Origin of the sequence: Neisseria mucosa (assembly GCA_003028315.1) — a bacterium.
GTDB lineage: Bacteria > Pseudomonadota > Gammaproteobacteria > Burkholderiales > Neisseriaceae > Neisseria > Neisseria mucosa.
In genome coordinates, this window is the sequence record CP028150.1 from 1,515,045 (window position 1) to 1,537,469 (window position 22,425).

Annotated in this window: 25 protein-coding genes and 1 pseudogene; 10 read left to right on the top strand and 16 right to left on the bottom strand. The window is 51.0% G+C overall.

All coding sequences use genetic code 11. The features are described from left to right. Positions 1–4 precede the first annotated feature (4 nt). From tatB to NM96_07640, 10 genes are all read right to left on the bottom strand, one after another. Complete coding sequence (tatB, locus tag NM96_07595) at positions 5–679, bottom strand: twin-arginine translocase subunit TatB (protein ID AVR79209.1); 675 nt, start codon at positions 677–679, stop codon at positions 5–7. A gap of 3 nt (positions 680–682) precedes the next feature. Next, entirely contained in the window at positions 683–886 is a 204-nt protein-coding gene (locus NM96_07600) for a twin-arginine translocase subunit TatA (protein ID AVR79210.1), read from the bottom strand. Positions 887–931: 45 nt separating this feature from the next. Continuing rightward, positions 932–1,255 (bottom strand): histidine triad nucleotide-binding protein, encoded by a 324-nt coding sequence (locus NM96_07605; protein ID AVR79211.1) that lies wholly within the window; start codon positions 1,253–1,255, stop codon positions 932–934. A 113-nt stretch (positions 1,256–1,368) separates the two neighbouring features. Further along, entirely contained in the window at positions 1,369–1,692 is a 324-nt protein-coding gene (locus NM96_07610) for a phosphoribosyl-ATP diphosphatase (GenBank protein AVR79212.1), read from the bottom strand. Positions 1,693–1,855: 163 nt separating this feature from the next. After that, positions 1,856–2,254 carry a phosphoribosyl-AMP cyclohydrolase gene (locus NM96_07615; GenBank protein AVR79213.1) on the bottom strand — a complete coding sequence of 133 codons (399 nt, stop codon included), beginning with the start codon at positions 2,252–2,254 and terminating at the stop codon, positions 1,856–1,858. A gap of 99 nt (positions 2,255–2,353) precedes the next feature. After that, positions 2,354–3,121 (bottom strand): imidazole glycerol phosphate synthase subunit HisF, encoded by a 768-nt coding sequence (locus NM96_07620; GenBank protein ID AVR79214.1) that lies wholly within the window; start codon positions 3,119–3,121, stop codon positions 2,354–2,356. Positions 3,122–3,265: 144 nt separating this feature from the next. Continuing rightward, entirely contained in the window at positions 3,266–3,583 is a 318-nt protein-coding gene (locus tag NM96_07625; GenBank protein ID AVR79215.1) for a multidrug transporter MatE, read from the bottom strand. A 309-nt stretch (positions 3,584–3,892) separates the two neighbouring features. Then, the gene (locus NM96_07630) at positions 3,893–4,630 is read right to left on the bottom strand and encodes a 1-(5-phosphoribosyl)-5-[(5-phosphoribosylamino)methylideneamino]imidazole-4-carboxamide isomerase (GenBank protein ID AVR79216.1); all 738 of its coding nucleotides are present in this window, start codon (positions 4,628–4,630) and stop codon (positions 3,893–3,895) included. A gap of 161 nt (positions 4,631–4,791) precedes the next feature. Continuing rightward, complete coding sequence (locus NM96_07635) at positions 4,792–5,436, bottom strand: imidazole glycerol phosphate synthase subunit HisH (GenBank protein ID AVR79217.1); 645 nt, start codon at positions 5,434–5,436, stop codon at positions 4,792–4,794. A 135-nt stretch (positions 5,437–5,571) separates the two neighbouring features. Then, positions 5,572–7,164 (bottom strand): L-lactate permease, encoded by a 1,593-nt coding sequence (locus NM96_07640; GenBank protein AVR79218.1) that lies wholly within the window; start codon positions 7,162–7,164, stop codon positions 5,572–5,574. A gap of 267 nt (positions 7,165–7,431) precedes the next feature. Between NM96_07640 and NM96_07645 the strand changes: the two are divergent. The 3 genes and pseudogenes from NM96_07645 (at position 7,432) to NM96_07655 (ending at position 11,390) form a co-directional block, all read left to right on the top strand. After that, positions 7,432–7,800 (top strand): annotated as a pseudogene (locus NM96_07645) (hypothetical protein). A 165-nt stretch (positions 7,801–7,965) separates the two neighbouring features. Further along, positions 7,966–8,761 (top strand): IS5/IS1182 family transposase gene (locus NM96_07650; protein ID AVR79219.1). Its coding sequence is split into 2 segments (ribosomal slippage): positions 7,966–8,331 and positions 8,333–8,761, totalling 795 coding nucleotides; the frame shifts between segments, so codons are not numbered across the junction. Between the two features lie 454 nt (positions 8,762–9,215). After that, on the top strand, positions 9,216–11,390 hold the full coding sequence (locus NM96_07655; protein ID AVR79220.1) for an AsmA family protein: 2,175 nt from the start codon (positions 9,216–9,218) through the stop codon (positions 11,388–11,390). A 65-nt stretch (positions 11,391–11,455) separates the two neighbouring features. Here NM96_07655 and gap read toward each other — a convergent pair whose 3' ends face one another. Beyond that, the gene (gap, locus tag NM96_07660; protein ID AVR79221.1) at positions 11,456–12,487 is read right to left on the bottom strand and encodes a type I glyceraldehyde-3-phosphate dehydrogenase; all 1,032 of its coding nucleotides are present in this window, start codon (positions 12,485–12,487) and stop codon (positions 11,456–11,458) included. A gap of 200 nt (positions 12,488–12,687) precedes the next feature. Here gap and NM96_07665 point away from each other — a divergent pair, with 200 nt between their 5' ends. The 4 genes from NM96_07665 (at position 12,688) to NM96_07680 (ending at position 15,318) form a co-directional block, all read left to right on the top strand. Next, entirely contained in the window at positions 12,688–13,206 is a 519-nt protein-coding gene (locus NM96_07665) for a protein disulfide oxidoreductase (protein ID AVR79222.1), read from the top strand. 341 nt (positions 13,207–13,547) lie between these two features. Continuing rightward, positions 13,548–13,985, top strand: coding sequence for a homoprotocatechuate degradation operon regulator HpaR (hpaR, locus tag NM96_07670; GenBank protein ID AVR79223.1), 438 nt, complete (start codon positions 13,548–13,550; stop codon positions 13,983–13,985). 12 nt (positions 13,986–13,997) lie between these two features. Beyond that, positions 13,998–14,498, top strand: a complete 501-nt coding sequence (gene hpaC / locus NM96_07675) for a 4-hydroxyphenylacetate 3-monooxygenase, reductase component (protein ID AVR79224.1) — start codon at positions 13,998–14,000, stop codon at positions 14,496–14,498. A gap of 124 nt (positions 14,499–14,622) precedes the next feature. Next, on the top strand, positions 14,623–15,318 hold the full coding sequence (locus NM96_07680) for a nucleotidyltransferase family protein (GenBank protein ID AVR79225.1): 696 nt from the start codon (positions 14,623–14,625) through the stop codon (positions 15,316–15,318). A gap of 76 nt (positions 15,319–15,394) precedes the next feature. On the opposite strand, the gene rarD is transcribed toward NM96_07680, so the two are convergent. From rarD to NM96_07700, 4 genes are all read right to left on the bottom strand, one after another. Further along, positions 15,395–16,294, bottom strand: a complete 900-nt coding sequence (gene rarD / locus NM96_07685; protein ID AVR79226.1) for an EamA family transporter RarD — start codon at positions 16,292–16,294, stop codon at positions 15,395–15,397. 213 nt (positions 16,295–16,507) lie between these two features. Next, the gene (locus NM96_07690) at positions 16,508–17,014 is read right to left on the bottom strand and encodes an S-ribosylhomocysteine lyase (GenBank protein AVR79227.1); all 507 of its coding nucleotides are present in this window, start codon (positions 17,012–17,014) and stop codon (positions 16,508–16,510) included. A gap of 21 nt (positions 17,015–17,035) precedes the next feature. Further along, positions 17,036–17,455 (bottom strand): DUF2251 domain-containing protein, encoded by a 420-nt coding sequence (locus NM96_07695; GenBank protein AVR79228.1) that lies wholly within the window; start codon positions 17,453–17,455, stop codon positions 17,036–17,038. Between the two features lie 32 nt (positions 17,456–17,487). Then, positions 17,488–17,811, bottom strand: coding sequence for an iron donor protein CyaY (locus NM96_07700; GenBank protein AVR79229.1), 324 nt, complete (start codon positions 17,809–17,811; stop codon positions 17,488–17,490). Positions 17,812–17,881: 70 nt separating this feature from the next. Here NM96_07700 and NM96_07705 point away from each other — a divergent pair, with 70 nt between their 5' ends. From NM96_07705 to rfbC, 3 genes are read left to right on the top strand one after another with little or no spacing between them, the layout of a single operon-like run. Further along, positions 17,882–18,052 carry a prokaryotic lipo-attachment site family protein gene (locus tag NM96_07705; protein ID AVR79230.1) on the top strand — a complete coding sequence of 57 codons (171 nt, stop codon included), beginning with the start codon at positions 17,882–17,884 and terminating at the stop codon, positions 18,050–18,052. An 11-nt stretch (positions 18,053–18,063) separates the two neighbouring features. After that, positions 18,064–19,284: a diaminopimelate decarboxylase gene (gene lysA, locus NM96_07710; GenBank protein ID AVR79231.1), complete on the top strand. Its 1,221-nt coding sequence runs from the start codon at positions 18,064–18,066 to the stop codon at positions 19,282–19,284. A 47-nt stretch (positions 19,285–19,331) separates the two neighbouring features. Next, positions 19,332–19,871 (top strand): dTDP-4-dehydrorhamnose 3,5-epimerase, encoded by a 540-nt coding sequence (gene rfbC / locus NM96_07715; GenBank protein ID AVR79232.1) that lies wholly within the window; start codon positions 19,332–19,334, stop codon positions 19,869–19,871. Between the two features lie 957 nt (positions 19,872–20,828). Here rfbC and NM96_07720 read toward each other — a convergent pair. Next, entirely contained in the window at positions 20,829–22,394 is a 1,566-nt protein-coding gene (locus tag NM96_07720) for a SulP family inorganic anion transporter (protein AVR79233.1), read from the bottom strand. Positions 22,395–22,425: the final 31 nt, after the last annotated feature.

Here is a 22,425-nt window from a genome sequence, read left to right on the forward strand (position 1 = left end):
TTACTCACTTTTTACGGACGCGAAGTTTGGGTTTGGCATGAAATTTCGGGCGCAGGTCGCGCTTGCGGTTCATCGCTTGTTTTTTGAGGGAGGTGATATGCAGCACGGGCGCGTCTGCGGAAGTGTCGATATAGCTGACTTCTACGGCATTGGAAACCGGAGCGGCGCTGCCGGTCAGGTATTCGCGCCATGCGCGGTCTTGTTCGGATTCTGCAGGCGTGTCGGTTTCGACGGCATCCGTCGGATTGCCTGCTTGCGCCATAGTGTTTTCAGACGACGTGGAAATGGACAGGTCGTCTGAAACTTCCGTGCTTAACGAAGGAAGCGGATTGCCGTGTTCATCCAACCCGAAATCGGCAGGCGTGCGTTGCGCCGGCAGGCGTTCCCAAGGTTTGAGTCCGTCGGAAATGTCGTGCAGGTTGTCCTGCATATCCGTACCGGTTTCTTTGAGGCTGTCGCGCACTTGTGCGGCGGCGGCTTCAAATTCCTGTTTGGCTTTGCGCAGCTCTTCCAATTCGACTTGGGTGTTGAATTCCTGCTTGACGCTGCTGACGAGGCGTTGCAGCTTGCCGATGAGCCGTCCGGCGGCGCGGGCGGCTTCGGGCAGACGCTCGGGGCCGAGTACAATCAGGGCGACGATGCCGACTAAAAGCAGCTCGCCCAAACCGAAATCAAACATAGATTATGCTTTGTCTTCGTCTTTTTTGTGTTCGATGACTTCGTCTTTTTTGGCATCTTTGCCGTCGGTACCTTCATTCAGACCTTGTTTGAAGTCATGCACGGCACCGCCGAGGTCTTTGCCGACGTTGCGCAGTTTTTTGGTACCGAAAACCAAAACAACGATGATTAATACGATAATCCAGTGCCACAGAGAGAAGCTACCCATAATAAATCCTTGATATAGTTGAAAATGGATATTTGAAATGTTGGTTTACGCAGGCGTACCCATGATGTGGATATGCAGGTGGAACACTTCCTGCCCGCCGCCTTTGCCTGTATTGATCAGGGTTTTGAAACCGTCGGTCAAACCTGCCGCTTTGGCGATTTGAGGGACTTTCAACATCATTTTGCCCAAGAGGGTTTGATGTTCGGGCGCGGCGTGTGCCAGCGAGTCGAAATGGACTTTCGGAATCAGCAGCAGATGAACCGGCGCGGCGGGGCGGATGTCTTTGAAGCACAACATCTCGTCGTCTTCGTACACGGTTTGCGCCGGAATGTCTTTGGCGGCGATTTTACAGAAAATACAGTTGTCCATAATGGCTCCGAGGTCGTCTGAAAACGAGCGCAGCGAGTTTCGCTAAAACGTGTGCAGCGCGTTTCGTCAAACAGACGGCAGAAAAACGAATAAGGTCGGATTGTAATATAAATTCAAGACTCTTTGCGAGAGGCTTTTTCCGCCAAGCCTGATAAACCTTGACGGCGCGCAAGCTCGTTGACGACATCTTCGGCGCGCAAACCATGGTGCGCCAAGAGAACCATAGTGTGAAACCATAAGTCGGCAACTTCGTAAACGAGGTGTTCGCCGCCGCCGTCTTTCGACGCCATCAGGACTTCGCCCGCTTCTTCGATGACTTTTTTGAGGATTTTGTCTTCGCCTTTGTGCAGAAGCTGGGCAACGTAGGATGCTTCGGGATCGCCGCTTTTGCGGGAGTCGATGGTGTTTTGGATTTGGCAGAGGATGGTGTTGGTCATGGGATTTTCGGCTTTGAAGGATAAGGATTATTCGGATAAAGCATCGGCTTGCTTGGCTTCGCGTAACGCTGTTTCTGACAACAGACAATCATCCGCCCGATTTTTAGCGAAACTCGATTCTCTCGTTTTGGCGAAACTCGCTGCGCTCGTTTTCAGACGACCTCTAAGGATGCGTATGCCCATAAATGGCTTTTTCGTCTTTCAACACGGCATCAACCGTCTGCCATGCGCCGTCTTTCCAAACTTTGTAGAAACAGCTTTCGCGTCCCGTATGGCAGGCGATGCCGCCGTTTTGGTCTATCAGCATCACGATGGCGTCGCCGTCGCAGTCGAGGCGTAATTCGTAAACCTTTTGCGTGTGTCCCGATTCTTCGCCCTTCATCCATTGCTTTTGGCGCGAACGGCTGTAATAGTGGGCGAAACCGGTTTCTACGGTTTTTTGCAGGGCTTCGGCGTTCATCCATGCGACCATCAGCACGCGGCGGCTCTGCCGGTCTTGGGCGATGGCGCAGACCAAGCCTTTCTCATCGAATTTGACGGCTTCAAGCAGGCTGTTATCCATATTCGGTATCCTTATTTATTTTAGCGAAACTCACTGCGCTCGTTTTGGCGAAACTCGCTGCGCTCGTTTTCAGACGACCTTGAGCCAATCAAGTTCAACTTACAGCCGCACTTCGATTCCGGCTTCGCGCATGGCGAGCTTCGCATCGCGGATACTGACTTCGCCGAAGTGGAAAATACTGGCGGCAAGCACGGCATCGGCTTTACCTTCTTTGATGCCGTCAATCAGATGCTGCACATTGCCGACGCCTCCTGAGGCGATGACGGGAATGTCGACTGCTTCGCTGACAGCGCGGGTCAGCGGCAGGTTGAAGCCTTGTTTCGTGCCGTCCCTGTCCATGCTGGTGAGCAGGATTTCGCCCGCGCCACGCCGCTGCATTTCAACCGCCCATTCGACTGCGTCCAAGCCGGTCGGCGTGCGCCCGCCGTGGGTGAAAATTTCCCAGCGGGTGTTTTCGGGATTGACGGCTTTGGCATCGACGGCAACGACGATGGCTTGCGAGCCGAAAAATCCGGCGGCTTCGTTGACTAAATCGGGATTGGTGACGGCGGCGGTGTTGATGCTGGCTTTGTCCGCACCGGCATTGAGCAGGCGGCGGATGTCGGCTACGGTGCGTACACCGCCGCCGACGGTCAGCGGAATGAAAACCTGTGAGGCAACGTCTTCGATGACGTGCAAAATGGTGTCGCGGTTGTCGGAGGAGGCGGTGATGTCGAGGAAGGTCAACTCGTCCGCACCTTCGTCGTTGTAGCGTTTGGCGACATCGACGGGATTGCCCGCATCGCGCAAACCGAGAAAGTTTACGCCTTTGACGACGCGGCCGTCTTTAACGTCGAGACAGGGGATGATGCGTTTTGCCAGTGCCATTTTGAATGCCTTTCCAAACCTAGGAATGAGGTCGTCTGAAAGTGAGCGAAGCGGGTTTCGCTAAAACCTATACAACGGATTCCACCCAAACGGATAATCCGTTTCAGACGACCTTTCAAATCATTGATACCGGCAAGGCAGGTGTTACGCCAGCCAGTTGTGAACCCATTTGGGCAGGTGTTGGAGCAGTTGGAAATAGCCGACGCCCGCAATGGCGGCGAATACGCAGGAAGTCATAAAGTTACCGCTGAAGCGTCCGACGATATAAAACACTGTGCTGGCAAATGCCCACAATGCGCCGTTAAACACCATCCAATAGGTGTCGATCATCGGCATATCGAACGCGGAAAGCTGACGGACGAGAATGGCGATAATGGTAAATCCCAAACCTTCGCTGACGGCGCGCACGTTGCGGCCGGACGACCAGATAATCCAAAAGCCCAAAATAAATGCTTCAAACATGAAATACCCCTTGAAAAGTAAATAAAACTAGTGAGTGTGGGATGGTGAGTCCCAAACAATATTCGGCGGTCTGCCGCCTTTTATTGTGAAGAAAAATGGACGAACCCATCTTTTGTCCTGCCTGTGAAGACAGGACAACAATGAAAGCAAACAGGTTCAACCGATTATTTTGTATCTTCGCCCCGCTATATTGTTTGAAAACAGCGGAACAAGTGAGTAAGAAAACGTTTGGTCATTTCAGACGACCTGGATGGTCGTTTTTAAATAAGGTCGTCTGAAAACGAGCGCAGTGAGTTTCGCTACACCAACTTATGCCAGCGAATCCGCCAACTGCTGCGCTTGGGCAAAATCAATACTGCCCTCGTAAATCGCACGACCAGTAATCGCACCCGCCACGCCGTGTTTCTCAACGGCACACAAAGCGCGGATGTCGTCCAAATTGGTCAAACCGCCCGACGCGATAACCGGAATGGCGACGGCTTGCGCCAGTTTGACGGTTGCGTCGATGTTCACGCCGCTCATCATGCCGTCGCGGCCGATGTCGGTGTAAATAATGCTGTTGACGCCGTCGTCTTCAAAACGTTTCGCCAAATCAATCACATGATGCTCGGTTACAGTCGCCCAGCCGTCTATCGCCACCATGCCGTCTTTGGCATCCAACCCGACAATAATCTGCCCCGGAAACGTTTTGCACGCCTCGCGCACGAAGTCGGGATTTTTTACCGCCGCCGTACCGATAATGACGTCGTTCAATCCCAAATCCAAATATTTTTCAATGGTTTCCAAGTCGCGTATCCCGCCGCCCAGCTGTACGGGAATGTTTTTGGCAACGGCAGCGAGGATGTCCTTGATGGCGGGGAAATTTTGCGGAACGCCGGCAAATGCACCGTTCAAATCCACCAAATGCAAACGGCGCGCGCCTTGTTTGAACCAATGCAGCGCAGTTTCGGCGGGCGAATCGGAAAACACCGTCGCCTGCTCCATCAAACCTTGTTTCAGGCGCACGCAGCGGCCTTCTTTTAAATCGATTGCGGGAATCAGCAGCATGGGAGTCCTATCCTTATGCGGAATGTATTTTACACAAATTATCGAGTTTTAGCATATTTGAATAATTTAAGTTGGCAGTAATGCATAATCCTGATCAAAATCGCTTGAAAATTCTTTTCAGACGACCCGATTAATTTATAAAAATCAAAGTGCAAGCCTTTTCAAACTGTCCAGTCCAAGAAATTGCGTAACAGCAACAATCCTGCGTCGTGACTTTTTTCCGTGTGGAACTGGGTGGCGAAGACATTGTCTTTGCCGACGATGCAGGCAAATTCGTGCGGATATTCGCTGGTAGCAAGGACGGTTTCAGGGTCTTCTGGGGCGAAGTAGTAGCTGTGTACAAAGTAAAAGCGCGTTTCTTGTCCGATGTCTTTAAACAGCGGGTGCGGGCGGGTTTGGCGTACTGTGTTCCAGCCCATGTGCGGCACTTTCAGACGACCTCCGTGTTCATCGGTTTGATTGGCGGAGAAGCGTTTGACCCTGCCTTTAAACCAACCCAGTCCGGCGGTATCGCCTTCTTCACTGTGTTCGAACAATAATTGCGCGCCGACGCAGATGCCGAAAAACGGTTTGTTTTTCAATCCATCTTCCACTGCCTCGCCCAAACCGCTTTGCCTCAATGCAGCCATACAGTCGGGCATCGCACCCTGACCGGGGAAAATGATTTTGTCGGCAGCGAGGATGTCTTCGGGGCGGTCGGTCAGATAAACTTCACCGGCTTTGCCCGACAAGGCTTGCGCGGCCTGTACGGATTTGAGGACGGAATGCAGGTTGCCCATGCCGTAATCGACAATAGCGGTTTTCATGTTTTCTCCTTGGATTGCAGCTTGTGCTTATCGGTATGGTTATGAATATTGTAACAAAACATCGTACCGGAAGGACAAAAGAAAAAGGTCGTCTGAACATTTTTTCAGACGACCTCTTCTTGCGTTACAAGGTTCTTACCTTAGAGGGAAGAAAATAATTGCTATGGCGACAGCAATCACACCGTAAATCGCCATGGGGATGACGGTTTTCTTGATAATCGCACCTTCGGCGTTTTTCACGTCCAGTACGGTACATACGGCGATGATGTTGTTGATGCAGACCATGTTGCCCATTGCGCCACCGACGGATTGCAGGGCGAGGATGAGGGTCACGGACAGGCCGGTATCAAGGGCGATTTGTTGCTGAATCGGACCAAATGTCAGGTTGGATACGGTGTTCGAACCGGAGAAGAATGCACCGATAGCGCCAAGGTAAGGGGAGAAGTAAACCCAGTGTTCGCCTGCCATCGCGGCAAACTCTTTACCGATGATTTTCACCATGGAGTCGTCGCCGCCAACCATCATCAGTTGAACCATAATCAGCGCGCCCATCAAGGCAAGCAGCGGTTTTTTGGTTTGGTTGAACGTTGCAGCGTAGAAAGCCCAGGCGTCTTTGAATTTGGTTTTATAAAGCAGGATACAAATCCAAACGGTAAAGACAAACGGAATCCATGCGGGAACGTAGAGGGTTTGGTAGGACGCGTTGACGCCTTGTCCGAAAATGTTGCCGAAGGTAATGGTCAAAGAGTCGCTGACGGTGATTTTGCTCAAATCAAACGGCAGTTGGAAGCTGAACCATTCTTCTTTGCTGGTCAGTAGGCCTTTAATGCCGAGCTGTTTGATACGGGTAACGACCAGCATACCGATCAGCATACCCAGAGGGGCAAGTGCTTTGGCGACTTGGGCGAAAGGTACTTTTTCGGCATTCGGGTCTTTCGGATGGTCTTTGCTTAAGCCCCAGCCGTGGTTGGCTGCGAATACGGATACCATCAGGCCGATTGCGCCGGCAACGAGTGATGGGAATTCTTCGTTGACCATCGCCAATGCGACATAAGGAATGGTACAAGAGAAGACGGCGATGCCGATGAAGCCTAAGTTTTTACGGATTTCAGACCAAGGCACGATGAAGCTCAAGCCGATGACGGGAATGACGAAACCTGCGAAGAAGTGCATCACGCCGGTTTGTCTGCCGATAGCCAAGATGTTTTCGGGACTCAGGTTTAATGGCGCAAAACCGAACCAAGTCGGTGTACCCACCGCGCCGAAAGATACCGGTACGGAGTTCATAACCAGCGTAAAAATCGCCACTTTCAACGGGTTGAAACCCAAACTCATCAGAATCGGGGCGGCAATCGCAGCAGGCGTACCGAAGCCGGATGCACCCTCAATCATAAAGGCGAACGACCAGCCGATAATCATCAGTTGCGCCACAGGATTCGGGCTGATGGTCGCCAGCCATTTGCGGATAATATCGATACAGCCGGTGGTTTCCATCATACGGTTGAACATGATCGCACCGAAAATCACGGTAATCGGCGTCAGTGTGGAAACCAGGCCGGACGCTGCGGTTGCGTTGAGCAGCATAGCGTCGTCTTTGAAATAAAACAGCTTGATGGCGTAAATCAGCGCGGCGGTAATCGGCAGCGCGATGTAGGAAGGCATACTGTTTTTCTTAACCATCAGCCAAATCAGCAGGATGATGGGAAAAATGCTGAGGAATAGTGCCATGGTGAATCCTTAAATCGGCGTTGTTTATCAATTTTTTCTAATGATGTCGGATGCGAGAGAGATATCGAACCTTAATCTGAGAGTAATTATCAAATAAATTGGTAATACCAATTTAAAAGAACGCCGCATACTTTACGTAATCCAATGTAATCGGTCAAGTGATTTATGTACCTTTGGCATTTACCAGACGAGGTTTTCAGGGTTTGAGACCTTTGCAAAATTCCCCAAAATCCCCTAAATTCCCACCAAGACATTTAGGGGATTTCCATGAGCACCTTCTTCCAGCAAACCACACAAGCCATGATTGCCAAACACATCGACCGCTTCCCACTATTGAAGGTGGATCAGGTGATTGATTGGCACCCGATCGAACAATACCTGAATCGTCAAAAAACCCGTTACCTCCGAGACCACCGCAACCACCCGCAGACGGAAGCTCAAATGAAGCGTAACCGATATTGATCGAAAACTCGTTATGTGGTTGAACAAAGCTTTAGTACGCTGCACCGTAAATTCCGCTACACGCAGGCAGCCTATTTCAGGCTGCTCAAAGTGAGTGCGTAAAGCCATCTGAAGGCGATGTGTTTGAACCTGTTGAAATCCGCCAACAGGCTAAGTATGTCTGTTGCTGCCTAAAAGGCGGCCCGGATGCCTCATTATCAGGTATCCGGGGAGAATTAAGGAGGTGTTTGGTTAGAATTAGGAGTGATTAGGGATGGAAACAATCTTGGCATAAACCTTACCCCAACGTTTCAATATTAGACCTCTTGCGAAAGTATCCTGAAGATTTACAATTCCCAAATGAAATACGAAAACCTAATCCAAAGAAGCGACAGGGAATTCAAACGGCTCACAGGTGTAACGCCCGTCCTTTTTCATGAAATGCTGCAAGTCACCACAGAAGCAGAAAGCCGGAAGGTCAAGTCGGGCAGGCCGCATACGCTCGGTTTGGCAGACCAACTGCTGCTTACCCTAAGTTATCTGCGCCATTATCATACCCAACTCGAATTGGCCGCTATCTACGGTCTTTCTGAAAGTAATGTCTGCCGCACCATCCGTAAAACTGAGGACGCTCTCATTCGTTGCAAACGCTTTTCCCTGCCAAAACACAAGAATCCGGGCGATCAAACGGTCATCATTGACGTTACCGAAAGCCCGATTGAACGTCCCAAAAAAACAGCGGCAGTATTACAGCGGCAAGAAAAAGCGACACACGGTTAAAATCCAAGTCATATACGGCAGAGAAACTGAAAAAATCATCAGCATCCAGACGGGGATGGGTGCTCAGCATGACATGCGTTTAGCCAAGAAGCACCTTGCAGAGCTTTATCCCTACAAAATAGTCATTGCGGATAGGGGTTATCAAGGATTGGCTAAAACCGGATTACAGACCCCGAAAAAGAAATCTAAACATCATCCGCTGAACAAACAGGATAAAGAGGCGAACAGGTGGTTAGGCAAACTCAGAACCGTCATCGAGCACATCAACAGAAAAATTAAGATATTCAAAATCTTGTCGCTACCTTACCGCAACAGGCGGAAACGGTTCGGGTTAAGGGCAAATCTGATTGCAGGACTGGTTAATGCGATGGGATGAATATTTTCGCAAGAGGTCTATTCTGAAAACGATAGTTTTTCACTCACACTGTACCCGATTTTCCCCCAGATACGTTTTGCTCTGAAGTAGGATTCACCCACCCAATCCTTCAATATCGCGTAAAGGCTTCTATCCCTCACACCCGTAGCCACATACGGACTCAATATTAGTTACAGGCTATATTGATACTTCTGATACTGATTTCTACCAGCATACAGCATCGGAAACAGCCAAATCTAAATCAAACAGCTGCAATGACTGATAAAGTCTTAGAGTAATTACACAGAACTTTTGATACTTTTCTTTATTTTATCCATAAAATTATCACTACATTATTAAGATAAGATTTACCTCTTGACGCGTTACTGCTTTCAAACGACCTGTCCCACCACAAGGCCTACCACTCACACCTTACATTTACCCTTAATCCCCCATCCATACCATCCCAAATGTCATGTGTTATACTTTCAGCCATGTTACCTTATTGCCTTTACGCATGAAAAATCCTCTGCTTAATTCAGGAAAATTTTGGCTGAAAACAGCCGTAACTGCGGTCATCTTTCTCGTTTGCACCGCAGCCACCCTGTATGCATCGGTTTATGCCCTATTTTCCCCCGAACAAATCGAAGCTTCCGTACAAAACGCCTTCAGCGGAACGGGGCGGAATATCCGCTTCAGCAGCGACATCCGCCGAAGCTGGTTTCCCCGTCCTACCGTTACCCTAAAAAACGTTACCATTACCCAACCTCAAAGCAACCAAACTGCCTTACATATCAAAGAGACCCATATCGGTTTGGGCTGGAGCAGCCTGTGGAACGATCACCCGGTCATCGAAAAATGGGTTATTACAGGTGCAGATGCCGTGTTATCGCGCACCGATGACGGCAAATGGAACCTGCAAGACCTGTTACATCCTTCCCACCCTACTTCTTTAAACCGTCTGATTATAGAAAACAGCTCTCTGCATATGAACATCGCAGGGCAAACACATATTATCGACAATTTTTATCTAAACATCCGCAACAACGGGGCTGACGGCCGTCCCTTCAAAATCAACGGCAGCCTGCGCCGCTCAAATCAACCCATCCAATGGCAGGGTAGCGGCGTGTTTAATGCCTCTGAAACCGGATGGAACATTCCCAATTTACTTTGGGAAGCATCTATTGCTGAAAAAGAAAACAAACTGTCCGCTGATGGAAGCGGCACATGGACGTGGTCGTCTGAAAACAACTCCCTACAAGCAGACAACCTCAGTCTGCGTACGGATAATCCTACCCAAAATTTTCACCTGACCGCGCAAATTCCCCATTTATCCTTGAAAAACAATGTATTGAATATTCCATCACTTAATGGTGCATTTACAGCAGGCAAGCCGGAAAGCCAATGGAACGGCTCATTCAAACTCGACAAAGCAAGCATCCGCACCAGCGTTGCCACATTGGATAACTTTGAATTCAACGCCAGCAACAAAAATGCCGTCCATCAGACCAATTTAACCCTGACAGGCCCTCTGCTGTGGCAGCAAAACAAAGGATTGCAATCATCTTCAATCAATCTGACCACATTGCAGGATACGGTCAACCGCCTACCCAATCCTCGCTTTATCAGCCAATTAACCGGCTCATTTAACTGGAACGGCAAAGAAAACTGGCAAGGGGATTTCAAAGGCACATTCGACCGCCAACCCCTTGCTCTTGTCTTCAAATATCAACCAACGGAAGAACAAACACCTCTTTTGGAAGCCGGGATTGCCCTGCAAAAACTCTCATTGCTCCCCTATTGGGATGATATACAGGCAAACTCCGGATCAGGCTACCCTGCAATCCTCAACAACGGCCCAATCCCAAGAATTGATGCCAGTATCAAAATCGGCAATATCCAAATACCCGGCCTGCAACTGGACAATATTGAAACCCTGCTGAATGCCGACAAAGAACATATCACCCTAAGCCATTTTAAAGCGGGTCTCTACGGCGGTCAGACAGAAGGCGGTATCAGTATGGCAAACACAACTCCGCCTACCTACCATCTCCAACAAGATGCCCAAAACGTACAAATCCGACCATTGCTGCAAGATTTGTTCGGTTTTCACAGCTTCAGCGGCAACGGAGATGCCATCATCGATTTGACAGCACGGGGTAACAACCGCAAACAACTTATCCAATCCCTACAAGGGATGCTGACCCTCAATATTTTGGATGGGGCATGGAAAGGTATAGATATAAATAACATCCTCAAAAACGGTATTTCCGCACAACAATCCAGCGGCGAGCATGTTCAAACCCCTTTCCACCGTTTTACCCTCAATAGCGAAATAGACAAGGGCATCAGCCACCACATCAATACCGAATTGTTTTCCGAACATTTACACATAGTCAGCAACGGCTACACCGATCTGAATACGCAAGAACTATCCGAGAACCTACTTATCCGTAACACACTCAATCCTTCCGCCAAACCCATACCGATCAAAATACGGGGCAATGTCGCTAATCCGTCCGTTACACTCGACTACAACCGTATTACCCACGGACTGAACAATCCCAAAGAAAAACAAAAAGCATTGGAACAAACATTGCGCGAGCAATGGCATTGGCTCAATCCGGAACGAAAACAAGCAGATAAATAAAAAAGGTCGTCTGAAAATCCAATCATGGTTTTCAGACGACCTTTTGGCATCTTCGACAATCCGTTTTATTCAAACGGGCGCACTTCCAAACCGAACATACGACGGGCAGTGTTCAGCATTTGGCAGCTGAAGCCCCACTCGTTGTCGTACCAGGCGAACACTTTAACCATATTACCGTCGGTTACTTTGGTCAGCGTCGCATCAAAGGTGCTGGCTTGGGTGGTGTGGTTAAAGTCCATAGACACCAGCGGCAGCGTGTTGTAGCCCAACACGCCTTTCAGACGACCTTCTTCTGAGGCGGCCTTCATCAGCGCATTGATTTCTTCGACACTCGTATCGCGCGCGGCTTGGAAGCTCAAGTCCACCAATGAAACATTGACGGTCGGCACGCGGATGGCAAGGCCGTCGAGTTTGCCTTTCAATTCGGGCAAGACCAAACCGACGGCTTTTGCCGCGCCGGTTTTGGTCGGAATCATGTTTTCCACACCGCTGCGGGCGCGGCGCAAGTCTTTATGGCGCACGTCGGTCACGGTTTGGTCGTTGGTCAGGGCGTGAATGGTGGTCATCGCACCTTTGACGATGCCGATGTTTTCGCTCAATACTTTGGCAACGGGGGCGAGGCAGTTGGTGGTGCAGGAAGCATTGGAGATGACGGTCATGTCGTCGGTAATCACGTCGTCGTTCACACCGTAGACGATGGTCGCGTCAACATCAGCCTCGCCCGGTGCGGAAATCAGCACTTTTTTCGCGCCGCTTTCAAGATGGACATTGGCTTTGGATTTGCTGGTGAACGAGCCGGTGCATTCCATCACCAAGTCCACGCCCAAGTCGCGCCAGGGCAGTTCGGCAGGGTTGCGGGTGGAGAAGAATGGGATTTTGCGGCCGTTGATGATGAGGTGGGTCGCATCGTGGGAAATGTCAGCATTAAAGCGGCCGTGGACGGTATCGAATTTGGTCAGATGGGCGTTGGTTTCGAGGCTACCGCTGGCGTTGACAGCGACGACTTCAAGTTGGTCTTGCAGGTTGTAATCGTAGATGGCGCGTAATACTTGGCGGCCGATGCGGCCATATCCGTTAATGGCGACTTTAATGCCCATGGTTTTTCCTCTGTTACGGTTGGATAAAGGTTTGCGACCCGAATTATATCAAAAATGTAGTTTGATGTAATTAATGTTTTATCAATCCAGTTATACCTTTCCCATCATCCGTTTTTTCAGACGACCCATTAGGTAATTTTATGAAATATTGCATCAAAACAAAGTATCATCCCCTTTTTTCCTCTCCTCATCCCTCAAAAATGAAACGCCTGCCATCACGCATCAAATCACTCTCCTTATCCTTTTTACAGGCAATAGTCATTTTCGCCTTCTTATCGGCCGTTGCTGATTGGTGGCGCAAACCCGAACCGCCCGTGCAAATGTCGTCCGAACCGCTGCACCTGCTTTCAGGAGAAACGCTGACACCTGCCTTACTTAGTACAAACCGTACCGCCGTCCTTTATGTATGGGGAGACTGGTGCCATATCTGCGCCTATACCTCGCCTACTATTTCCCGGCTTGCCGAAGACGGCATTCCTGTTGTCGGTATTGCCCTGCACTCCGGTGCGGATGAGCATATCCGTACCTATATGTCGGAAAAACATCTCGACTTTCCTACGGTCAACGACAACGACGGACGCTTGGCGCAAAAATGGAAAGTTTCCGTTACCCCGAGCATTATCCTGATTAAAAACGGAAAAATGGTTCACTTTACCTCAGGAATCAACACTTATTGGGGATTGCGCACCAGAATTTTCATATCGGATCTGTTCTATTAATGCTATCCTGTTAAATCCTTTAATATATAAAGAACTCAAATCCTGCGCAGTACATGACCCTGCGAAGTAAATATTCGTTTATTGAAAAAATAAACCGCCCCTTGCCAGCGCAACTGATGATTTTGTTGAGGTTATGTCAAAAATAGACTAATATACAAACATAAGAAAATACGGAACATTACTATCAAAACAAACTTACGGAATGTTATCTGATTTTTGGTTTGATACTTTGCTCCCACGCATCCGCCGCTTTCACAGGGCTCTTATAATGACAATACAGCCTTTACAAATCTGCCTCCACGCTTCAAAGGTTTGTTTATCGGTAACAACGGAGACCCCTCATGCCCAACCAATCCAAACATGCGTCTATTAACATCGGCCTGATTCAAGCGCGGGAAGCGTTGATGACCCAATTCCGTCCTATTCTGAACCAAGCCAATATCACCGACCAGCAATGGCGAATCATCCGCCTGCTTGCCGAAAACGGCACATTGGACTTTCAAGACCTTGCCAATCAAGCATGCATCCTGCGCCCCAGCCTGACCGGCATTTTGACCCGCTTGGAAAAAGCAGGCCTCGTCGTGCGTCTGAAGCCGTCCAACGACCAACGCCGCGTCTATTTGAAGCTGACAAACGAAGGAGAAAAACTTTTCGAATCCATCGGCGCGCAAGTGGACGAACGTTACGATGCCATTGAGCAAGTGCTTTCCAAAGAAAAAATGCTCGAACTCAAAGAGCTGCTGACGGCGCTGTCGAAAATTGAACAGCACCTGAAATAAAAAGCACGACGAATGACAGATTCGGCATACACACTCAAGCATCCGTTCAGGGATGCCATGGCATCCTGCGCCGCAGGCGTACACGTTATCACGACCGATGGAGAATCCGGCCGTTACGGTATTACCATGACTGCCGTTACCCCCGTTACAGACGAACCGCCGACCATTATGCTCTGCATCAACCGCAAGGCGGCAATCATTCCGATTCTTCAGACAAACCGCGACTTGTGCATCAATACCCTGTCCGAAAGCCAACAGGACATCGCAGAACACTTTGCCGGCCTGACTGGGCTTTCCCCTGAAGAACGCTTTGCCTACCATATTTGGAACAGGGGCAAAACCGGGCAACTTGAAGTCGAAGACGCACTGGCGCATCTGCACGGACGTATCGTTTCACAACACGAAATCGGGACGCATTTTATCTTTTACGTTGAAATCAACGAAATCAAAAATTCCGGCACACATCCTCCGGCTTTATTATATTTCCGACGGCAATTCAAATCTTTGGAATAAAGCTCCCCAAGCTCGCAAGGTCGTCTGAAACCATCAGATTTCATTTTCAGACGACCTTGAATCAGCCTCCCCAATTCCGACAGACTGCCCATCATTTCATTATCCAAACTTATCCATCTCCCCCATGAAAGCAATGATACTTGCCGCGGGACGCGGCGAACGGATGCGCCCGCTGACCGACCATACCCCCAAACCCCTGCTTCAAGTCGGCAGCGAACCCTTAATCGGCTGGCACTTACGTCGTCTGAAAACCGCAGGCTTCACCGAAATCGTCATCAATCATGCCTGGCTCGGCGAACAAATCGAAACCACGCTCGGCGACGGCTCGCAATACGGCGTACGCATCGCCTATTCCCCTGAAAAAGCAGGCGGCTTGGAAACCGCAGGCGGCATTGCCACTGCCCTACCCCTGCTTGGCGACGCACCATTCCTCGTTGTCAATGGCGACGTACTGACCGACATCGACTTTTCCAAAGCCCGACAGGCCGCCGAAGCATTGCCCCATTCAGACAAACTCGCCTGCCTATGGCTGGTTGACAACCCGCCGCACAATCCCAACGGAGACTTCGCCCTGCTTGCCAACGGCTTAGCCTCTTCAGACAAATCAGCAGGCGAAGCCTTGACTTTCAGCGGCGTAGGTGTTTACCGTCCCGAACTCTTCCGCGATACACCGCCGCACCATCCGGCCAAACTCGCCCCCCTCCTGCGCCAAGCAATGAACGAAGGAAAGGTTGACGCGCAAAAACACAACGGTCTTTGGTTGGATGTCGGAACGGTAGAGCGGCTGAACGAAGCAACCCAAATCGTACAAAACTGGTAATCCTCCATCTTGATTTAAAAATAAAAAGGTCGTCTGAAACCCGTTTCCAAGTTTTCAGACGACCTTTTATTGTCCTTTATCTTTCATCAACCGCTTTCTGTCTTGCCTTCATCCACCCGTTTGCCATCATCAGGCATAACCCCGACCAAATCAAACCATAGCTGATTAAAGCCCCGGGCTGCAAAGGTTCGCCCAAAAACGTTACCGATACGGCAAACAGCAAAACAGGCTCCAAATAACTCATCATGCCGAAGACAGCGACCGGCAATAATTGATTTGCCTTCAGGTTCAAATGCATGGCTACCGCGCTGTTTATCCCCAGCAATACCACCAACCCCGCCAATACGGGCATATCGGCAATCAAACCTAACGTATCCGTAAAAAATACGATATACACCAGCGCGCACGGCGCAATCAACATCAAATCCAACGTCAATCCGACCAAAGGCGGCACGCCCAACCTTCGCCGCAGCAGGTAATACACAGGATAAGTGCCGAACACCCACACCGTCGCCCACGAAAACGCACCCATCCGCAGCCATTCCCACGCCACGCCGGCGCACGCCAGCATGACAGCCGCCGTTTGCAGGCGGTTGAGGCGTTCTTTAAACCAAATCCGCCCGCACAACATCATAGCCAGCGGAAACAGAAAATAGCCCATCGCCACATTCACGCCCTCCCCGTTGACGGGCGACCAGACAAACAGCCACAACTGGCTCGCAAAAACAGGGGTGGGCAGGAAAATCAACAGCCAGCGTTTCCAATCCCGGCCGACGCCGCGTATAAATCTGTCTGCCGCCTGCCAGCCGCCCACCATCCCCATCAGGCCAAACAAAGCCGCCAGCATCGCCACCATCCGCCAAGCGAAGACTTCCGTCCCCGTCATCGGCTTCATCCAAATTCCGTATAAAAACAACACAACAAACAAAATATTGGACAACGCCGCCGCAATCAGACCTTTCGACAAATCCGTCATTTCAGACGACCTTATGCAATAAATAAAAGGTGTATTGTAGAATAACCTTATAGGAACTTCCCGTATTTATCTTGTTCTCGTATTTTATTTTTTAGTTTTGAAATATATTTTTCTGCTTAAACAAACCGACAGCGGAATATCACACCCCCAAACCTAAAGGTCGTCTGAAATCCGGTTTCCCGTTTTCAGACGACCTTTTTTCAAGCATATCGTTTAAGCGTTCAGCAAACTTTCATCCAGCGTCAGCTCTTCGTTTTTGTTCACCGCCACTTTGCGCGTCAGGACGTTTTGCGCGATTTCCTGCGCTTCGGCAAGCGAGTGCATCAGATAAGTGCCGCATTGGTATTCGTTCAACTCGGGGATTTTGCTTTGGTCTTTGACATTGACGACATCCCGCATCGAAGCGAGCCATGCGTCGGCGACCTGCTGCTCGTCGGGCGTGCCGATGAGGCTCATGTAGAAACCGGTGCGGCAGCCCATCGGGGAAATGTCGATGATTTCGACGCCGTTGCCGTTCAAGTGGTCGCGCATAAAGCCTGCGAACAAATGCTCCAGCGTGTGGATGCCTTTTTCGGATAGGATTTCTTTGTTGGGAACGCAAAAGCGCAGATCGAATACGGTAATGGTGTCGCCTTTGGGCGTGGTCATGGTTTTCGCCACACGCACGGCGGGGGCGTGCATACGGGTGTGGTCGACTTTGAAACTGTCTAACAGGGGCATTTTGTTATCCTTTTGAGTGGTTTATGTAGGTTTTCGGGATAGGATTTTGTCCAGCAATTCATCGTCCAAGACGCGGTTTTCGACTTTCACCCATTCGCCGTCTGCTTCAGGGAAGCCGTTGCGGCAATATCCTGCCTGCTCGACAAAATCATAGACGGCATGGATGTAGCCGTTGATGCACAATGCGGCTATGGTGCAGGCATCATCCCATAAGATCAAGACATGATTGGGGATATGTTTGTCGGATACATCTTCGACATTGTAGATATGCAAGGCATCCAAAATCCCATCTTGCGAGGCGGCATAGAAGTAGCCCGTGTCGCCGTCGTCTTCAAAGACGACGCCATAAGGGATATGTTCGAAAAATGATTCTAAAACTTCGGGCGTGCCGACAGTAAAATTTTCGATTTCGGCAGTCCGATACAGGGGTAATTGTGCCATTGGGTAACGCTCTCTTTGTGGGAATACTCAAATTACAATTCGGCAATTTCCACCGCTTCGCCCGAAGCCGCGCTCAGGGCTTCGTTCAAAACATCGTAGAAATCCCGTCCGTCGCGCGTTGCCAGCCATTTGCCGTTTTGCTCGGCGAAATGGTAGCCGCCGCTTTTTGCGGCAATCCACAATTCTTGGTTTGGCGTGTGGCGGTTGACGATGATTTGCGTGCCGTCTGCCGCTTCGATGGTCAGGACGTTTCCGGCAAACTGGCAGTCGAAATCCCAGCCGTTTTCGTCGATTTGGTCTTCGATATGTTCGAACAATTCTTCGCTCATGCGGATGAATTCGCTTTCGGTCATCATGGCTTTTTGTGTGTTTTTTGTTTAAGATACCGAATCTTGCCACATTCGCGCTTATGAAGGAAGTTTACCGATGAAATACGGCGTATTTTTTGCTGCGGCAACCGCCCTCCTGCTTTCAGCCTGCGGTTACAAAGGCGACCTCTATCTGCCCAAAGAAGGCGACAAGGCGCGTTTCGGCGTGGTCCAAACCGGCCTGAAAATCCATTCTTCCAAAGAACCTACCAATCAAACCAACGATTAAGCCTCACCAACATGACCCTGCATTGCGAACAAGTCCCCTATTCCCGCCTTGCCGAAGAATTCGGCACGCCGCTTTATGTGTACAGCCAATCCGCGCTGACCGAAGCATTTGAAAACTACCAAACCGCGTTTGCCGCGCTTTCCCCGCTCGTCTGCTACGCAGTCAAGGCAAACGGTAATCTGAGCATCATCAAACACTTCGCCTCGTTGGGCAGCGGTTTCGACATCGTCTCCGGCGGCGAATTGGCGCGCGTTTTGGCGGCGGGCGGCGACGCGGCGAAAACCATATTTTCAGGCGTGGGCAAAAGCGAGGCGGAAATCGAGTTCGCGCTGCATGCCGGCGTGAAATGCTTCAATATGGAAAGCATCCCCGAAATCGACCGCATTCAAAAGGTTGCCGAACGCTTGGGCAAAACCGCATCCGTCTCCCTGCGCGTCAACCCCGATGTCGATGCCAAAACCCATCCCTACATCTCCACTGGTCTGAAAGCCAACAAATTCGGCATCGCCTACGCCGACGCGCTCGAAGCCTACCGCCACGCCGCCCGCCAAAGCCACCTCAAAATCATCGGCATCGACTGCCACATCGGTTCGCAGCTGACCGACCTCAGCCCGCTGATCGAAGCCTGCGAGCGCATTTTGATTTTGGTGGATCAGTTGGCTGATGAAGGCATCGTTTTAGAACATCTGGACTTAGGCGGCGGCGTCGGCATCGTTTATCAAGACGAAACCGTCCCCGATTTGGGCGCGTACGCCCAAGCGGTTCAAAAACTGATCGGCACACGTCGTCTGAAACTGATCCTCGAACCCGGCCGCAGCTTGGTTGGCAACGCAGGCTCGCTGCTCGCGCGCGTCGAGTTCGTCAAACACGGCGAAGAGAAAAACTTCGTCATGGTCGATGCCGCCATGAACGACCTCATGCGTCCCGCCCTGTATGACGCCTATCACCATATCGAAACGGTAGAACCAAAAAATATCCCGCCGCTGACCGCCGACATCGTCGGCCCGATTTGCGAAACCGGCGACTTCCTCGGCAAAGACCGTACCCTTGCCTGCGAAGAAGGCGATTTGCTGGTTATCCGCAGCACAGGCGCATACGGTGCCAGCATGGCAAGCAATTACAACACGCGCAACCGGGCGGCGGAAGTCTTAGTGGACGGCAACGAATACCGGCTTATCCGCCGCCGCGAAACCTTAGAACAGCAAATGGCAAACGAAATGGCTTGTTTGTAACATCCCGTCCGTTTTCAGACGACCTGCCCTATAATTGAGAATACTTCATGAAAATCATCGATACCACCCTACCCGAAGTCAAACTTTTAGAACCGCAAGTCTTCGGCGACGCGCGCGGCTTCTTTATGGAAACTTTCCGCGACGAATGGTTTAAAGCTAACGTCTGCGACCGCACCTTCGTGCAGGAAAACCATTCCAAATCAGGCAAAGGCGTATTGCGCGGCCTGCATTACCAAACCGAAAACACGCAAGGCAAACTCGTGCGCGTCGTCGTCGGCGAAGTGTTTGACGTTGCCATCGATATGCGTAAAGACTCGCCGACTTTCGGCAAATGGGCTGGCGAAATCCTGTCGGCAGAAAACAAACGCCAACTGTGGGTACCTGAAGGTTTCGCACACGGTTTTTACGTTTTGAGCGATGAAGCCGAATTCGTTTACAAATGCACGGACTATTACAACCCGAAAGCCGAACATTCGCTGATTTGGAACGACCCGACCGTCGGCATCGAATGGCCGTTGCAAGGGGAACCCAACCTGTCGCCCAAAGACTTGGCAGGTAAAATTTTGGCTGAAGCAGTTACGTTCTAAATTACCGTCGTCAAATCCGTCAAAAACGCAAGGTCGTCTGAAAACTTGAGATAAGGTTTTCAGACGACCTTTTTCAGTTACGGCAACCTGATTCCTTCCACTGTCCTGCGGGGAAAGTTAGGATGGTGTGGCGGGGTGGAGGATATACGGCATAAAGGGCAAGAGCCACCCTCTCCCCAACCCTCTCCCGCCAGACGGGAGAGGGAGCGAATTCTCGTGGGCAAAGCCCAGGTTACAGTTACACCACAAATCAACACAACAACTCCCGCTATGGGCTTTCCACCAGCTTTGGGCGTTGCCCGACAGTGTAGCGTGGGCTTTACCCGCGAATCCTGTCGTATTGAAGCGATAGTGAATTTAAAGTATTAGAACACAATGAGATCGTCTGAAAAACTCCAAACAGGATTTTTAGACGACTTTTCCACTACGGCAACCTTATCCCTTCCCCTGTCTGGCGGGGGAAGGTTAGGATGGGGTGGCTTGCATATATACGGCATAAAGGGTAAGAACCACCCTCTCCACAACCCTCTCCCGCCGGACGGGAGAGGGGGAGAATTCTCGTGGGCAAAACCCACGCTACGATTGTTATCCCTCAAATCAACACAAAAAATTCCGCTATGGGTTTTCTCCAACTTTAGGTGTTGCCCGACGGTGTAGCGTGGGCTTTGCCCGCGAATCCTGCTGTTTTTTTTAGATATTTCGTCATGTTTCTTTTCTGTCGGACGAAACAGCCGATTCATCAGCCGCCGTCATTCCCGCGCAGGCGGGAATCCAGACTCCAAAAGGCCGCTGCAATTTTTAAAGATTTCCATAGCTTCCAAAACCTAGATTCCCGCCTGCGCGGGAATGACGAAGCCGGTATTTTCCATTTGCATCTGCTAAAGAGGTCGTCTGAAAATCCCCAAACAGGTTTTTTCAGACGGCCTCTTTCTTTTCCTACTCATTCCAACCCGACTTCTAAATACTCGCGCTGTGCCCTACCCGCACATGGCTGTGGTGGTTGCGGCCTTCGTGGTCGTAGTCGGATTTGAAGCCTTTGAGCACGACATCTATGTCGTTTTCTTTGGCGAAGACGTTGGCGAAGTCTTCAATCAGTTCCAATACGTCGCCGGCGATGTAGGACGAACGTTCGGCGTTAATGGTTACTTTCGAACCCGGACGGATGTTTTTCAGGGTTTTCTTGATGGCGGCTTTGTTCAGGAACGAGACTTCTTCCGCCAGTTCCAAGCTGATTTCGTCGGCTTCGGCGAGTTCTTCGCGGCTGAGGTAGTAGGCGCGTTTCATGTTGCCCTGAAGGATGAAGATAATGCTGATGGCGAGCCCGATGCCGACGCCTTTGAGCAGGTCGAGCGCGATGACGGCGACGAGGGTGGCGGCAAAGGGGATGAACTGGTACAGCCCTTTATGCCAGAAATGCAGGAGAGTGGCGGGTTTCGCCAGTTTGTAGCCCACCAGCAGCAAAACGGCGGCGAGGGTGGACAGGGGGATCATGTTGAGGATAAAGGGAATCGCCAAAACGCACACCAGCAACAGGACGCCGTGGATAACGGCAGACAGTTTGTGCGTCGCGCCTGCATTGGCGTTGGCGGACGAGCGCACGACGACGGAGGTGATGGGCAGGCCGCCGATGAGCGAGCTGACGATGTTGCCTGCGCCCTGTGCGCGCAATTCGCGGTTGGTGTCGGTGATGCGGCGGCGGGTGTCGAGGCGGTCGGCGGCTTCGATGCAGAGCAGGGTTTCAATCGAGGCGACGATGGCGATGGTGATGCCGGTCATCCAGACGTAGCTGTTGCCGAAACCTGAAAAGTTGGGCAGCGTGAGCATAGCTGCGGCTTCGCGCCATGTGTCGGGGACGGGCAGTTGGACGAGTTGTCCGGCGGGAATGGCAAGGCTGCTGCCGCTGGCGATAAACCATTGGTTCATCAGTATCCCCGCACCCACGGCAACCAGCGCGGCGGGCAGGGCTTTGATGTTTTTCAGCGCGGGGATTTTGTCCCATACGATTAGGATCGCCATCGACACGCCTGCTACCAAAAGGGAGCCTGTGTGGATGTCGGCGAACAGGGCGGCGGGGTTGGCGAGGCTGCCGCTGCTGCCCAAGGCAAACGGAATCTGTTTCATGATGATAATCACGCCGATGCCCGCCAACATGCCTTCGATAACGGACACGGGGATATATTCGGCAAGGCTGCCGGCGCGGATGAAGCCGAGCAAAAGCTGGATGGCGCCGGCGATTAAGCCCGCGCACAGAAACAGCTCGAACGAACCGAGTTCGGTAATCGCGGCAAGGATAATCGCCGCCAAGCCCGCGGCGGGGCCGGACACGCTGATGTGCGAGGTGCTGAGGGAACCGATGACGATGCCGCCGACGATGCCCGCCAACACGCCGGACAACGGCGGCGCGCCGGAAGCGAGCGCGATGCCGAGGCACAACGGCAGGGCGACGAGGAAGACGACTAGCCCGGAAGCGAAATTGGACTTAAACAGGCTGCCCAAAGGCTGTTTTTTCTGATGGGGTTTCATGGTGAGGGGTACTCCTGATGTGTGTATGTTT

What these genes read in the sequence shown, in the direction of transcription:
- tatB (AVR79209.1), bottom strand. Translation starts at nt 679, where the DNA reads ATGTTTGATTTCGGTTTGGGCGAGCTGCTTTTAGTCGGCATCGTCGCC.
- NM96_07600 (AVR79210.1), bottom strand. Translation starts at nt 886, where the DNA reads ATGGGTAGCTTCTCTCTGTGGCACTGGATTATCGTATTAATCATCGTT.
- NM96_07605 (AVR79211.1), bottom strand. Translation starts at nt 1,255, where the DNA reads ATGGACAACTGTATTTTCTGTAAAATCGCCGCCAAAGACATTCCGGCG.
- NM96_07610 (AVR79212.1), bottom strand. Translation starts at nt 1,692, where the DNA reads ATGACCAACACCATCCTCTGCCAAATCCAAAACACCATCGACTCCCGC.
- NM96_07615 (AVR79213.1), bottom strand. Translation starts at nt 2,254, where the DNA reads ATGGATAACAGCCTGCTTGAAGCCGTCAAATTCGATGAGAAAGGCTTG.
- NM96_07620 (AVR79214.1), bottom strand. Translation starts at nt 3,121, where the DNA reads ATGGCACTGGCAAAACGCATCATCCCCTGTCTCGACGTTAAAGACGGC.
- NM96_07625 (AVR79215.1), bottom strand. Translation starts at nt 3,583, where the DNA reads ATGTTTGAAGCATTTATTTTGGGCTTTTGGATTATCTGGTCGTCCGGC.
- NM96_07630 (AVR79216.1), bottom strand. Translation starts at nt 4,630, where the DNA reads ATGCTGCTGATTCCCGCAATCGATTTAAAAGAAGGCCGCTGCGTGCGC.
- NM96_07635 (AVR79217.1), bottom strand. Translation starts at nt 5,436, where the DNA reads ATGAAAACCGCTATTGTCGATTACGGCATGGGCAACCTGCATTCCGTC.
- NM96_07640 (AVR79218.1), bottom strand. Translation starts at nt 7,164, where the DNA reads ATGGCACTATTCCTCAGCATTTTTCCCATCATCCTGCTGATTTGGCTG.
- NM96_07655 (AVR79220.1), top strand. Translation starts at nt 9,216, where the DNA reads ATGTGTTATACTTTCAGCCATGTTACCTTATTGCCTTTACGCATGAAA.
- gap (AVR79221.1), bottom strand. Translation starts at nt 12,487, where the DNA reads ATGGGCATTAAAGTCGCCATTAACGGATATGGCCGCATCGGCCGCCAA.
- NM96_07665 (AVR79222.1), top strand. Translation starts at nt 12,688, where the DNA reads ATGAAACGCCTGCCATCACGCATCAAATCACTCTCCTTATCCTTTTTA.
- hpaR (AVR79223.1), top strand. Translation starts at nt 13,548, where the DNA reads ATGCCCAACCAATCCAAACATGCGTCTATTAACATCGGCCTGATTCAA.
- hpaC (AVR79224.1), top strand. Translation starts at nt 13,998, where the DNA reads ATGACAGATTCGGCATACACACTCAAGCATCCGTTCAGGGATGCCATG.
- NM96_07680 (AVR79225.1), top strand. Translation starts at nt 14,623, where the DNA reads ATGAAAGCAATGATACTTGCCGCGGGACGCGGCGAACGGATGCGCCCG.
- rarD (AVR79226.1), bottom strand. Translation starts at nt 16,294, where the DNA reads ATGACGGATTTGTCGAAAGGTCTGATTGCGGCGGCGTTGTCCAATATT.
- NM96_07690 (AVR79227.1), bottom strand. Translation starts at nt 17,014, where the DNA reads ATGCCCCTGTTAGACAGTTTCAAAGTCGACCACACCCGTATGCACGCC.
- NM96_07695 (AVR79228.1), bottom strand. Translation starts at nt 17,455, where the DNA reads ATGGCACAATTACCCCTGTATCGGACTGCCGAAATCGAAAATTTTACT.
- NM96_07700 (AVR79229.1), bottom strand. Translation starts at nt 17,811, where the DNA reads ATGATGACCGAAAGCGAATTCATCCGCATGAGCGAAGAATTGTTCGAA.
- NM96_07705 (AVR79230.1), top strand. Translation starts at nt 17,882, where the DNA reads ATGAAATACGGCGTATTTTTTGCTGCGGCAACCGCCCTCCTGCTTTCA.
- lysA (AVR79231.1), top strand. Translation starts at nt 18,064, where the DNA reads ATGACCCTGCATTGCGAACAAGTCCCCTATTCCCGCCTTGCCGAAGAA.
- rfbC (AVR79232.1), top strand. Translation starts at nt 19,332, where the DNA reads ATGAAAATCATCGATACCACCCTACCCGAAGTCAAACTTTTAGAACCG.
- NM96_07720 (AVR79233.1), bottom strand. Translation starts at nt 22,394, where the DNA reads ATGAAACCCCATCAGAAAAAACAGCCTTTGGGCAGCCTGTTTAAGTCC.